This is a genomic window from Halorubrum shenae, from assembly GCF_051194165.1.
In the GTDB taxonomy this organism is placed as follows: domain Archaea; phylum Halobacteriota; class Halobacteria; order Halobacteriales; family Haloferacaceae; genus Halorubrum.
In genome coordinates this window covers 16,553-28,860 of record NZ_JBLZNI010000006.1, presented here as the reverse complement: position 1 = coordinate 28,860, position 12,308 = coordinate 16,553, and the positions used below count along the sequence as shown (strand labels likewise).

Genomic DNA, 12,308 nt, shown 5'->3' with positions numbered 1-12,308 from the left:
CCAATGGCCGAAGAACTGGAAGACATCAGCGGTGTCGGTCCCTCGAAGGCGGACGCCCTTCGCGAGGCCGGCTACGAGACGGTCGAGGACGTGAAGGCCGCCTCCCAGTCGGAACTCTCCGAGGTCGACGGCGTCGGTAACGCGCTCGCAGCGCGTATCAAGGCCGACGTCGGCGGGTTGGAGGTCGACGAGGAGGCGGACGCGGAGATCGAAGACGAGACGGACGAGGAGGAGGAGGCCGACGAGGCCGACGCCGACGAGGACGTCGAGACGGAGCTTCGCCCCCGCGGTCACGCGGACAAGACGCCGGAACTGGACGACGAGACCGCTCGCGCGCTCGCACAGAAGCACCGCGAGGGGAAACCGCAGTTCAACCGGCAGGACTACCACAAGAAAAAGCGGATCCCGACGTCGTGGCGCAAGCCGCGCGGCGGGCTCTCCAAGCAGCGCCGCCGTATGAAGGCGAAAGGGCCCGTCGTCCAGGCGGGCTTCCGCTCGCCGACGGCGTCCCGCGACCTGCACCCGAGCGGCTTCGAGGAGGTCCGTGTACACAACACGGACGACCTCGACGGCGTCGACGGCGACACGCAGGCGGTGCGGATCGCCTCGAAGGTCGGCGGCCGCAAGCGCGAACTGATCGAAGACGAGGCGGAGGAGCGCGAGATCCGCGTGCTGAACCCGACCTACGTCGAAGTGGAGGTCGACGATGAGTGATCTGAAGGCGCAGAAACGGCTCGCAGCGGACGAGCTGGACGTCGGCAAGGGCCGCGTCTGGCTCGACCCCGAAGCACAGGAGGAGATCGAGGACGCCATCACGCGAGAGGACGTCCGCGAACTCATCGAACAGGGCACCATCCGCGCGAAGGACGCGAAGACGAACTCCCGCGGTCAGGCCCGCGAGCGCGCCGAGAAGCGCTCGTACGGACACAAGTCCGGCGCCGGTACCCGCAAGGGGAAGGCCGGTGCGCGACAGAACACGAAAGACGACTGGAAGGCGCGGATCCGCGCGCAGCGCGCCCGCCTGAAGGAACTTCGCGACGAGGAAGACGTGCTCGACGCCAGCGAATACCGCACGCTCTACAACAAGTCGAGCGGTGGCGAGTTTGAGGACGTCGCGCGACTGGAAGCGTTCATTCAGACGCAGTACGGCTACGAGGTGACCGAGTAATGGCAACAGGACCACGATACAAGGTGCCGATGCGGCGCCGCCGCGAGGTCCGGACGGATTACCATCAGAGGTTGCGCCTGCTGAAATCGGGCAAGCCTCGCCTGGTCGCCCGGGTGAGCAACGCTCACGTCAGGGCGCAGCTGGTGACTCCCGGATCCGACGGCGATGAGACTCACGCGGCCGCCTCCAGCGAGGAGCTCGGCGAGTACGGCTGGGACGCCCCCACGGGCAACCTCCCCAGCGCGTACCTCACCGGGTACCTCGCGGGCGCCCGCGCTGTCGACGCCGGCCTCGACGAGGCCGTCCTCGACATCGGGCTCAACACGGCGACGCCCGGCAACAAGACGTTCGCAGTACAGGAAGGAGCGATCGACGCCGGCCTCGAAATCCCGCACAACGACGACGTGCTGGCCGACTGGTCGCGCACGCGTGGCGAGCATATCGCCGCGTACGCCGAGCAGCTCGACGAGCCGCTGTATGGCGGCGATTTCGACGCGGCCGACGTACCCGAGCACTTCGACGACGTGCTCGCGACAATCCAGGAGAACCATGAGTAGACACAACGACGGCTGGGAACCGCGGACACGACTCGGCCGCAAGGTACAGAACGGCGACATCTCGTCGATGGAACAGGCGCTCGACTCCGGTCTCCCGATGAAGGAGGCCGAAATCGTCGATCAGCTCCTCCCGGGGCTGGAAGACGAAGTGCTGGACATCAACATGGTCCAGCGCATGACCGACTCCGGCCGCCGCGTGAAGTTCCGCTGTGTGGTCGCCGTGGGCAACCGCGACGGCTACCTCGGCTACGCACAGGCCCGAGACGACCAGGTCGGCGGCGCGATCCAGAAGGCGATCGACGTCGCGAAGCTGAACATCATCAAGGTCGACCGCGGCTCCGGGTCCTGGGAGGACCAGCCCGGCGGCATGAACTCCCTCACCCGCAAGGCCGAGGGGAAGGCCGGCTCTGTCACCGTCGAGATCCAGCCCGCCCCGCAGGGGCTCGGGCTGGCCGCGGCGGAGACGGTCCGGAACATCTTGGAGCTCGCCGGCGTCGAGGACGCTTGGACGAACTCCGACGGCAACACCCGGACGACCGTGAACCTCGCGAAGGCCACGTTCAACGCCTTGCAGAACGCGGCGCAGTCCCGCACTCCGCAACACGCGCGTGAGGTCCACTACGACGAGGTGAGCGAGTGATGCAAGCGATCGTACAGCTCCGCGGCGACGTGAATCTCGAATACGGCGTCGAGGACACGCTCGATATGCTGAACATCGGGCGCGTCAACCACGCGACGCTCGTTCCCGAGACGGAGTCGTACCGCGGCATGATCGCCAAGGTAAACGACGTCGTCGCGTTCGGGGAACCGAGCGTCGAGGCCGTCACGACCACTATCGCGCGACGCGGCGAGCCCCTGGAGGGCTCCGCCGACATCGACGACGAGTGGATCGACGACAACACCGAGTACGCCGATCTCGAGGCGCTGGCCGAGGCGCTCGTCGACGAGGAGACGACCCTGCGCGAGCAGGGCCTCTCGCCGACGCTCCGGCTCCACGCCCCCCGCGGCGGTCACGAGGGAATCAAACACCCGGTGATCGAGGGCGGCGAACTCGGGAAACACACCAGCGAGGAGATCGATAGTCTTCTGGAGGCGATGCGATGACGAGCAAGAAACGTCGACAGCGCGGATCTCGAACGCACGGCGGCGGAACGCACAAGAACCGGCGCGGTGCCGGTCACCGCGGCGGCCGCGGCGCGGCCGGTCGCGCGAAACACGAGTTCCACAACTACGGGCCGCTCGGCAAGTACGGATTCAAGCGCCCCGAGAGCGCACAGACCGAAGTCCTCGAAGTGACGGTCCAAAAGCTCGACGAGGACGCGGCGCTGTACGCCGCAGAGGACCTCGCCGAGGAAGACGGCGACGCGTACGTCATCGACGCGCGCGACGTCGTCGAGGACGGCTACGAGGCTGACGTCGTGAAGGTGCTCGGTGGCGGGCAGGTCCGCCGTGAGCTCCGCGTTACCGCTGACGCGTTCACCGCTGGTGCGGTCGAACTCATCGAGGAAGCCGGCGGCGAGGCGGCGCTCTCCGAGCGCGCCGAAGAGGCCGCTGACGAACCGGAAAACACTTCTGACGACGAGGACGACGAGGCGTAACCAATGAGTTGGAAGGAGGTCGCCGAACCGGTGCTCACGCGGATGCCCGTTGTGGAACGACCCGCGGGTCACGTTCCGTTCAAGCGGAAGCTCATGTGGACGGCCGGCATCCTGGTCGTCTACTTCTTCCTGACCAATATCAACCCGTTCGGGTTGGCCGTCGGTCAGGGATCTGACTTCTTCGGGCAGTTCCGGTCGGTGCTCGCCGGCTCGTCCGGCTCGCTGTTGCAGGTCGGTATCGGACCGATCGTCACGGCGTCCATCGTCCTCCAGCTGTTAGGCGGTGCGAACCTGCTGGGGCTCGACACTGACGACCCGCGCGACCAGGTCCTGTACCAGGGCCTCCAGAAGCTGCTGGTGATCATCGTCACGGCGCTGACGGCGGCGCCCATGGTGTTCACTGGCGCGTTTCTCCCCGCGGATCCGGCCGTCGGGGAGGCGCTCGGCATCGGGACGTTCGGTGTCAAGTCGCTGATCTTCGCCCAGATCTTCGTCGGCGGCGTCCTCCTTCTGTTCATGGACGAGATCGTGAGCAAGTGGGGCGTCGGCTCCGGCGTCGGGCTGTTCATCATCGCGGCGGTGAGCCAGCAGATCGTCGGCGGCTTCTTCAGCTTCTCGGCGCTCGGCGCGTCCGGCTTCTTCGCGAGCTGGTACGGCATCATCGTCGGTGACGTGCCGGTGTCGCTGTCGCCGTTCACGGCGGAGGGACTCCAGAACCTGCTGTTCGACCCCGGGAGCATCTTGGCGCTTTTCACCACCGTGTTCATCTTCGGGATCGTCGTCTACGCGGAGTCGGTCCGTGTCGAGATCCCGCTGTCGCACGCGCGGGTGAAGGGCGCTCGCGGGCGCTTCCCGGTGAAGCTCATCTACGCGTCCGTCCTGCCGATGATCCTCGTTCGCGCGCTGCAGGCGAACATTCAGTTCCTCGGGCAGCTCCTCTCCTCGCAGTGGGCGGGGATGCCCGGGTGGCTCGGCGTCTACAGCGACCAGGGGCAGCCGCTCTCCGGGTTCTTCTACTACCTGAACCCGATCCAGCGCCGGACCGACTGGATGTGGTTCCTCGGTGAGATTCCGGCGTCGGTCGAGCCGTGGATGATCGCGGTTCGGCTGGCGATCGACCTCACGTTCATGGTCGTCGGCGGCGCGATCTTCGCCATCTTCTGGGTCGAGACCACCGGGATGGGCCCGGAGGCGACGGCGAAGCAGATCCAGAACTCCGGGATGCAGATTCCCGGCTTCCGCCGGAACCCGCAGGTCGTCGAGAAGGTCATGGAGCGGTACATCCCGCAGGTGACCGTCATCGGCGGCGCCCTCGTCGGGCTGCTCGCCGTCATGGCGAACCTGCTCGGCACTATCGGACAAGTCTCCGGAACCGGGCTGCTGCTTGCGGTCTCCATCACGTACAAGCTGTACGAAGAGATCGCCGAAGAGCAGCTGATGGAGATGCACCCGATGATGCGCCAGATGTTCGGCAACGAGTAACCCCATTGGGGTCCCACACTTTATTTAGTAAGTCCACGTAGCCGCGGGTATGTCCAGCGGCTCACACAGCAAAGTCAAACTCAACGTTCGTGTCCCCCCCTCGAAGAAAGAGGAGTGGAAGGACACACTGGAGGACGGTGAGACTCTCACTTCTCTCGTCCGCCGCGCTGTCGATAGGGAGATCAATAACGAGTACGTGCCAATAGGGGTACTCGATGACGTAGGTGGCACTCAAGAGATAGACTTCTCTGAAGTCACCGAACAACTGGATACCCTCCAGGCACTCGTTGAATCATTACAGCGCCAGATCGATTTGGAATCGATTAGTGAAGAGCAAGCACCAGCAAGGGAAGACACCTCTGACTTGGCAATGGAGGTCGTTGAGTTCATCCCGAGATACAATGATCTCTCTGACGACCTATTGAGAGTAGCTGGGGAGGTAGACGACGAAGTTGAGGCGTATGAGGCTGCTATCGAGTATGCCCAGCAGAACGACCCAGAGAAGCTTCCGGACGGCACTGTAACCGATATCGCTCAGAAAGCGCGACAGGAAGACGATCACATCGTGTGGCAAGCACTTGTCTACCTAGAACGTCGCACTACGGAGGATATTGAGAGTGTGACGGTCGGTGGACAACGGTACTGGGTTCGAGTATGATACAGAGAAACCAGAAAGGGCAATACTCCAGTCCTCCGGACAAACAGATTTCCCCAGATATGGAGGAGTTACTGGGCTTGTATCTGGAGAGTCTTAAACAGCAAAAGGACGGGACGAAAGAATCCACTATCACAACCCGACGCCGTGAAGTGCGCTACTGGTTGGCGTTTTGTGAATCAAATAATATCGATCCCCTCGCCGCTACGACTGACGATGTCAAAGGATACATCCAGGTGAACTCACACCTCGCGGATACAACTCGGGGTTCGTATTACCGTTCCGTCCAGTCTTTCTACAGTATCGTCCAAAACGATGCTGCGGAGGATCGACTTGAACTTGAAAACGGCCACCCGTGTAAGAACCGGGATACGATCGACCTGAAAGACAAGTACAACATCCACGAAAACAAAGCAGAGTACAAACTCCAACACGATTTTGCGCATGAGGATCTCGATGGTGCTCGGGACGATTCCGAAAATATTCTCGCTCTCAAACCGAATCAAATCAAGCTACTGTTCGAGTCGGTCCCAGGTAAGACACCGGAAACGCGCCTTAGAAACGAGATCGCGGTAAGATTAAACTGGTATACCGGATGTCGGAGTGTCGAACTATCGAGATTAGATATCGACCAGATCGACTGGGAGGAGTGTAATATCACTGTTCAAAGTGCCAAGTTGGAACGGAAGGAACATAGCGGCCTAATCAGACGTGATGTTTATTTCCCGGAAGAATTTCGATTCCAACTGAAGCGGTGGTGCCAAAGAGTTCGTCATTCCTTTTCGTCCGCAGTGGAACCCAACTCGGGGAATATCTTGGTCACCACTCAGAGTTCCGAAATGCCGGGACCACAGATAAACAACGTCGTCAAGCAAGCAGCCAAGAATGCTGGAGTACAGCGACCTCTACGTCCGGTCAATCCGGGTCCTAACGATGAAATCAAAGAGTGGTTCGTTACGACTCATCGGATTCGAAGATCCGCTATCTCTCATTGGGTGAACGATTGTGAGTCGCTGGACATTCATCAGGTCAGACGCATCGCAGGGCACGCGCGTATCCAACAGACGATGGACTACGTTGAGGACGACGACGATCAAATCGCCTCGGACTATCAAAAAGCAATGCAATAAACAGCTGATTGTAGACTACTAGTGCGGTTTGGGCTGATTACTCACGCTTCTCTGGGAGTATATTCCAGATGCGGTTGATATTCTTTGCGGTGGTTGCTGCTGGTGTCGGCTCGTTGAGGAGCGCTCCGCCGTTCTCGGTGCTATTGTACACTCGACAGGGGGTGTTAGAAGTCGGGTTTGATCCGGTTATCATATCCCACCACCCGGAAGTTTATACGCGTACTGTCGACAGGATTAGATAAGCCCACAACGACACTCGCCCCTGCTCGGTCATGTGACCGAGTTTCACAAATGGGACGAGCGCGTATAAGCGCATTTGTACGTGTGTGGTGAGGTATCTATGACGACAGACGAAGATAATAATGGACGGCAGTCGAATCAAGCGGCTATTACCGACCTTACCGACATCGACCTCATCGATGCAGAAGATCACGTTATCCCAGACGACAACGAGATCGTGTGTGCAAGCGACGGATCCGTAGACGACGACCCCGCCGACTGCGCGGCCAACGCCAATAGTATCGATGATGGCTATCGGCGCGCACAGTCACGACGCGACAACTACCAGACTGACAATGGGTTCACATTCGGCCCGGAAGACAATCTTCTCGGTCAGGATGTCGTAGGCATCATCCGCCGTCTCGATACACTCAAAGAGGAGATCGATATGACCGATGATACGGTTATCGAGCAGAACAGTAAGCAGGAGTATGTGCGTCTTGCCCGAAAGCTCGATACCCCTGACGACAATTCGAACGCGGGAAGACGATTATAATACGACTGTATTCTCTACATTCCACGATTTAGTAGTTGAACTTTTATATCCCTCTAAAAACAATCATATAGTAGTGGTTTGTAATAGTATATCCGAATTTTCTATATGAATAATAGTACCGGGGGGAGGGGGGTGCCCCGAGTGTAAATTCAAAAACTGGGGGAGGGGGAAGGAGCAGAATAAACTCGTGAAGACGATACAGGTATAAATGCGAGTTTATATTTACCTTACGTTAGTCTATTCATAAGAATAAGTACTTTTACTTCTCTGCCTTTATCTACGAGCTAAGACGTTTATACAGCATATTTATATTATTACTATCTGTCTAATAGTACTACTACTACTATTACTAACCAAAAACTTTATAATAGACGTTAAAGAGCAGTCGATATTCAAATAAAATAGAATATCAAGGTTAACAAATAAACAAAAGAGACATGCTACGATTTTTAATAAATTGACAGAACAATGTATTCTTCCTAAGGACACCACTTCGATATCTGTAAAGCGCGTCATCGAAGCAGAAAGTGTCGAGGCTCGTCCTCGGACGATTCACAAGATCCGGTGAATTCCAGTCGACTGTAGAAACACTGCCTTTTAGCAGAGCAATTTAAGCACTCTTTGAGCAAATAGATGCGTTTTCAGAGGTGTGTTTCATATGGAATAAGACAGGGCCCCCCGTTCTCGCAGATTTACACTCGGGACACCCCCGTCCCCCCGGTACTATTATTTCTCCAGATAATTACTGAATATTATTATGATAAGGTACTCTTGATCGTATTTGATGTGGTTTCAATATTTCAACCAACAAAATTAGAATATAAGAGAGCGAGTATTCCTACAATTAGGTATTAGAGAAAACGCTCTTAGAAACGAACGATATTTTCTCAGAGGTGTGTTTCATATGGAACGAGAGACAGATCCCCAGGTTGTGTGGATCTACACTCGGGCTACTCTCGTCCACCAGATGTTTCAGCTCATTTCGAATCTGAAGAATAGGAGTTCAAGAGGTCCGATTGGATGGAAGTCTATTCGCGCACTGGCTCCACTTCCAGTTTCACTACACGTGTATGGCTCACTCCTTTGAATATCACGAGGCAGACGTTGGATATGGACATGTCTCGACAACAGCCGCGTGTTGAGCTTCCGGAGCTTGATGCAGGACTCACGTTGGTGGACGTCGATTCGGATCTTGGCGCGACACCGGTCCAGTCACTGCTACTCGATTGTGTGTTCGCTGGGTCAGGTGATGCGTACTGGGTTGACGCGGCAGGAACTGCACAGACGACGCGGTTGCGTGAACTGGTCCCCGACCGGCGGTATCTCGATCGGGTACACGTCGCGCGGGGGTTCACCGCATATCAACAGATGTCGTTGCTCGACCGCCTCGCTGGTGAGCATGTGACTAACCCTAGCGTCGTGGTTGCGACTGGGATCGATCGACTGTACCGTGACGGCGATATCTCGACAACCCATGCGAAGGAGTTACTCGTCCGGTCGATTGCCGCGCTTGCGCGCGTCGGGCGTGTCCATGATGTCCCAGTTGTGATGACGCGATCGCGCGACGACGAGTTCACGAAGCCAGTTGGGAACGCGGCGAAGACGCAGCTTCACTGCCAGAACACACAGTTCGGCCCACGATTCACCGACGCAGCTGGCGATGTCGACGCGCTCGTGTACCACCTCGGTGACGGGTGGGTACAGACGACGCTCGCCTACTGGCAGGAAGTGCTTGCCCACCGAGCGCAGATGCATGACACACCAGTAGTGAGTGAGGAGACAGCTCCACAGATCTCCTGATGGGACGGACCAATCCGACGTACCGTGATACGCTGCGAGCGATCGAGGGGCGCTGGGGACCGTATCGCCGGACGCTGCGCCGCCGCGATCAACCCCGATTCGACCAGTTGTTCGTGTACGCACGCAACCATGCGGACGCCGCCGGGATGTTGAATCACGAGGACCGATTCGCGCCCTTGTTGGTGAGCATCGCAATCGAACAGGAACGCCGAATCGATAAGCTCGAAGCGCGCATCAGCGAACTCGAAGGACCCACCAGTCCCGATGGTGCTGACGGTTGATTTCCGCTCCTCTGGTGATGTCGTTCACTGGGAAGTCACAGATAGCGGCGTTGCTCGGACAGTCCACGAGGGCTACACACCGACGTTGTTCGTCGGTGATGCAGTCCGCGACTTGTACGGGCGGCGTGGTGGCCCGACGCCGACGCCGCCAGACCGTGACGTGCTGTCCGACTCATTACTTGAGCTTCGAACATTCCTGTCCGGGCAAGACGCGGTCGCCGACATACAGTGTGAATCCCACCGGCAAACATTCCGGACTGATCCGCAACCGCTCCTCCGGATCGACGCCACGGGTATTGACGCCGTGCGACGCATCGCACAACGCGTTCAGCAGTTCAACCACCCGGCCGAATACACGTGTTACAACGTCGATCTCACCCGGCAGTTCCGGTACTGCCTCGAAACAAATACCTCAGCCAGCCCAGACCAATCTGTCCGGTCGCTGCGATCGCTCACACTCTCGGTCCCAGCGCATAAATCCGGAAACGCTGCCCTGAAGCACCTCACGATCGACGGTGACGCCGCCGGGCCCACACCCGAAGCTGCCGTTAACGCCGTTGACCGCAGCGTCCGTGAACGCGCCCCTGACGTCATTGTCGTGTCCACGGCGGATCTCATCCCACTCCTGTTTGAGGCTGCTGATACACACAATGTCTCAGACTTCATGCTCGGCCGCGCCGCAGGATACACCCAACTCGCAGGGGAATCCACGTACACGAGTTACGGGCAGGTGGGGCACTCCCCAGCCCGGTACACGATTCCTGGCCGTGCGGTGATCGATGAGTCGAATACGTTCTTCTATCACGAAGCGGGGCTAGCTGGGTGCCTTGACCTTGTGGACCGTGCTGGGTTGCCGCTTGAAGAGCTCGGCTGGGCGTCGATTGGGCGCGTCCTCACCGCCCTCCAGATCCGTGCCGCCAGCGACCGTGATGTCCTCGTCCCGTGGCAAGCATGGCGGCCAGAACTGTTCAAATCAGCAGCGACACTCGATGTGGCCGACCGGGGCGGGACAACGTTCGCCCCGACAGTCGGTGTCCACGAAGATGTCCATGAGCTCGATTTTGCGTCGCTGTACCCGAACATCATTCGAACGCGTAACATCTCCCCGGAAACCGTTCGATGCGGCTGTTGCGATAGTGATGATGTCCCCGGTCTCGGGTACTCGATTTGTGAGACCGACGGGTACCTCCCGACAGTACTCGGTCCACTCATCGACGCGCGTAGCCGTATCAAAGACCAGATTGAGGAAACGATCGACGACGCTGAACGCGACCGACTCAAATCAGCGTCGTCAGCGATTAAGTGGATTCTCGTCTCCTGTTTCGGGTACCAGGGCTTCTCGAACGCGAAGTTCGGACGGATCGAATGCCACGAAGCAATCAACGCATTCGCTCGGGAAATCCTCCTCGATGCGAAAACAGCGCTTGAAGACGCCGGATGGCGTGTCCTCCACGGCATCGTTGATTCAATCTGGGTCACTCCGGCCCCGGACCGTGATCAACGCCCCCTTGCGACAGTCGCCGCAGAGATCTCCGCAGACACGGACATCACCCTTGAGCATGAGTCCGTATTCGACTGGGTCGCCTTCTGTCCGATGCGGAACGGTGAGAGTGGCGCGTTAACTCGATACTTCGGGAAGCGACGCCAAGATGAGGAACCGTCGGCTGACGAAATCGGTGACGCGATCAAAATGCGCGGTATCGAAGCTCGGCAGCGAAGCACACCACCGTGGGTCACCACCGTACAGGAAGACGTGCTCCGCGTGTTCGATGCGACACGGTCGCCAGAAGCCGTGTGTGACGTCCTCCACCGGCACCTCACGGCGTTGCGCCGCGGTGACGTGGCAACGGATGACCTCATCGTTGCGAACCGAGTCTCGAAGCGCGCGGATGCCTACACTCAGGAAACACTCACTGTCGCAGCGCTCCGCCGCGCGCAACACCACGAAACCAGCCCCGCACCGGGACAAACCGTCCGGTACGTCGTCGTCAACGACGACGGACGCGGCATTGACCGGGTTTGTCTCCCATTCGAAGACATCGAGTCATACGATGTTGGTTGGTACGAGGACGCCGCTGTCCGCGCCGCTGAGAGTATTGTCTCCTGCGTCGGCTGGGAAAAAGACGATATTACGAACTACCTCGCAGACTCCACTGACACGACGCTTGAGAGTTACCTTGGAGGCGATTAGCTAGTGCCTGCCTTCGAATGAACCATTTCACTCTGTAAGCTCTGTTCTCTCGGGAACGGGGATATACAGGTTATAATCGAAATAATGACTATCTCGATAATGTTTATTCAGAACTGAGCCGAAGAGTTAGCAGTACTCAATAACAGTGTTGAGGCATGCGATCACGAGCCTAGTTCTCTGAACCGATGAGATAGATACTGAGTGGCTGTTTCCTTGTCGATAAACTCCTCAACAGTCATATCAAGAACACACTCAATCACGACCTTCTTTCGCATCGTTCGGTTTTGCCCTACTTCGTGTCCATCACTCGACTGCCGGGAAGAAACACTATGTTCAGTGCCTTGGTCGACAAGGTCTGACATCGAGAATCCCTCATCAACTCCTACTTCAGAGAGTCGAACGGTTTCATGTTCTCCGATAGGGAGATAATGAGGGTCGGAGTGGGTTCGAAAGTATTCCTCGGAGCACATTGGAAGCCAGCGCTCACACGAAAGACAATGTCCTCGGTATTTATTTCCGGCACGGGGCTGCTGTTCTATCTCTTTGTCGAGAACCGGGACCACCTGGTTCTCCTGACAGTATTTGCATTCTTCTATAGACTGTGTCAATAGCGAAGAGCGGCTCTATGGAGAAGTAGAACAACACCACAAACTGCGAATCACTCTAAATCT

Annotated in this window: 13 protein-coding genes; all 13 read left to right on the top strand. The window is 58.2% G+C overall.

The features are described 5' to 3' along the window. The first annotated feature begins 3 nt into the window (after nt 1-3). On the top strand, nt 4-714 hold the full coding sequence (locus tag ACNS88_RS08840) for a 50S ribosomal protein L32e (protein ID WP_435096031.1): 711 nt from the start codon (nt 4-6) through the stop codon (nt 712-714). Beyond that, on the top strand, nt 707-1,168 hold the full coding sequence (locus tag ACNS88_RS08835; RefSeq protein WP_435096028.1) for a 50S ribosomal protein L19e: 462 nt from the start codon (nt 707-709) through the stop codon (nt 1,166-1,168). The genes ACNS88_RS08840 and ACNS88_RS08835 overlap by 8 nt, the downstream gene beginning before the upstream one ends. Then, nucleotides 1,168-1,725, top strand: coding sequence for a 50S ribosomal protein L18 (locus tag ACNS88_RS08830; RefSeq protein WP_435096025.1), 558 nt, complete (start codon nt 1,168-1,170; stop codon nt 1,723-1,725). The genes ACNS88_RS08835 and ACNS88_RS08830 overlap by 1 nt, the downstream gene beginning before the upstream one ends. After that, nucleotides 1,718-2,365, top strand: coding sequence for a 30S ribosomal protein S5 (locus ACNS88_RS08825; RefSeq protein ID WP_435096022.1), 648 nt, complete (start codon nt 1,718-1,720; stop codon nt 2,363-2,365). Before ACNS88_RS08830 ends, ACNS88_RS08825 begins: the two co-directional genes overlap by 8 nt. Next, nucleotides 2,365-2,829 (top strand): 50S ribosomal protein L30, encoded by a 465-nt coding sequence (locus ACNS88_RS08820; protein WP_435096019.1) that lies wholly within the window; start codon nt 2,365-2,367, stop codon nt 2,827-2,829. The genes ACNS88_RS08825 and ACNS88_RS08820 overlap by 1 nt, the downstream gene beginning before the upstream one ends. Next, nucleotides 2,826-3,323 carry an uL15m family ribosomal protein gene (locus tag ACNS88_RS08815; RefSeq protein WP_435096016.1) on the top strand — a complete coding sequence of 166 codons (498 nt, stop codon included), beginning with the start codon at nt 2,826-2,828 and terminating at the stop codon, nt 3,321-3,323. Before ACNS88_RS08820 ends, ACNS88_RS08815 begins: the two co-directional genes overlap by 4 nt. Before the next feature lie 3 nt (nt 3,324-3,326). Continuing rightward, nucleotides 3,327-4,805, top strand: coding sequence for a preprotein translocase subunit SecY (gene secY / locus ACNS88_RS08810; RefSeq protein WP_435096013.1), 1,479 nt, complete (start codon nt 3,327-3,329; stop codon nt 4,803-4,805). 49 nt (nt 4,806-4,854) lie between these two features. Then, the gene (locus tag ACNS88_RS08805; protein WP_435096010.1) at nt 4,855-5,463 is read left to right on the top strand and encodes a hypothetical protein; all 609 of its coding nucleotides are present in this window, start codon (nt 4,855-4,857) and stop codon (nt 5,461-5,463) included. Between the two features lie 59 nt (nt 5,464-5,522). Further along, on the top strand, nt 5,523-6,590 hold the full coding sequence (locus ACNS88_RS08800; protein WP_435096007.1) for a tyrosine-type recombinase/integrase: 1,068 nt from the start codon (nt 5,523-5,525) through the stop codon (nt 6,588-6,590). A 340-nt stretch (nt 6,591-6,930) separates the two neighbouring features. Next, complete coding sequence (locus ACNS88_RS08795) at nt 6,931-7,365, top strand: hypothetical protein (RefSeq protein ID WP_435096004.1); 435 nt, start codon at nt 6,931-6,933, stop codon at nt 7,363-7,365. Nucleotides 7,366-8,475: 1,110 nt separating this feature from the next. Continuing rightward, nucleotides 8,476-9,165 carry a P-loop NTPase family protein gene (locus tag ACNS88_RS08790; RefSeq protein WP_435096001.1) on the top strand — a complete coding sequence of 230 codons (690 nt, stop codon included), beginning with the start codon at nt 8,476-8,478 and terminating at the stop codon, nt 9,163-9,165. Then, nucleotides 9,165-9,446 (top strand): DUF8156 family protein, encoded by a 282-nt coding sequence (locus tag ACNS88_RS08785; protein WP_435095998.1) that lies wholly within the window; start codon nt 9,165-9,167, stop codon nt 9,444-9,446. The genes ACNS88_RS08790 and ACNS88_RS08785 overlap by 1 nt, the downstream gene beginning before the upstream one ends. Further along, the gene (locus ACNS88_RS08780) at nt 9,430-11,637 is read left to right on the top strand and encodes a type B DNA-directed DNA polymerase (RefSeq protein WP_435095995.1); all 2,208 of its coding nucleotides are present in this window, start codon (nt 9,430-9,432) and stop codon (nt 11,635-11,637) included. Before ACNS88_RS08785 ends, ACNS88_RS08780 begins: the two co-directional genes overlap by 17 nt. The last annotated feature ends 671 nt before the right edge of the window (nt 11,638-12,308 follow it).

Excerpts from the sequence above, each read along its gene's own strand:
- ACNS88_RS08785 (WP_435095998.1), top strand. The coding sequence starts at position 9,165 with ATGGGACGGACCAATCCGACGTACCGTGATACGCTGCGAGCGATCGAG.
- ACNS88_RS08830 (WP_435096025.1), top strand. The coding sequence starts at position 1,168 with ATGGCAACAGGACCACGATACAAGGTGCCGATGCGGCGCCGCCGCGAG.
- ACNS88_RS08835 (WP_435096028.1), top strand. The coding sequence starts at position 707 with ATGAGTGATCTGAAGGCGCAGAAACGGCTCGCAGCGGACGAGCTGGAC.
- ACNS88_RS08840 (WP_435096031.1), top strand. The coding sequence starts at position 4 with ATGGCCGAAGAACTGGAAGACATCAGCGGTGTCGGTCCCTCGAAGGCG.
- secY (WP_435096013.1), top strand. The coding sequence starts at position 3,327 with ATGAGTTGGAAGGAGGTCGCCGAACCGGTGCTCACGCGGATGCCCGTT.
- ACNS88_RS08780 (WP_435095995.1), top strand. The coding sequence starts at position 9,430 with ATGGTGCTGACGGTTGATTTCCGCTCCTCTGGTGATGTCGTTCACTGG.
- ACNS88_RS08790 (WP_435096001.1), top strand. The coding sequence starts at position 8,476 with ATGGACATGTCTCGACAACAGCCGCGTGTTGAGCTTCCGGAGCTTGAT.
- ACNS88_RS08825 (WP_435096022.1), top strand. The coding sequence starts at position 1,718 with ATGAGTAGACACAACGACGGCTGGGAACCGCGGACACGACTCGGCCGC.
- ACNS88_RS08795 (WP_435096004.1), top strand. The coding sequence starts at position 6,931 with ATGACGACAGACGAAGATAATAATGGACGGCAGTCGAATCAAGCGGCT.
- ACNS88_RS08820 (WP_435096019.1), top strand. The coding sequence starts at position 2,365 with ATGCAAGCGATCGTACAGCTCCGCGGCGACGTGAATCTCGAATACGGC.
- ACNS88_RS08815 (WP_435096016.1), top strand. The coding sequence starts at position 2,826 with ATGACGAGCAAGAAACGTCGACAGCGCGGATCTCGAACGCACGGCGGC.
- ACNS88_RS08805 (WP_435096010.1), top strand. The coding sequence starts at position 4,855 with ATGTCCAGCGGCTCACACAGCAAAGTCAAACTCAACGTTCGTGTCCCC.
- ACNS88_RS08800 (WP_435096007.1), top strand. The coding sequence starts at position 5,523 with ATGGAGGAGTTACTGGGCTTGTATCTGGAGAGTCTTAAACAGCAAAAG.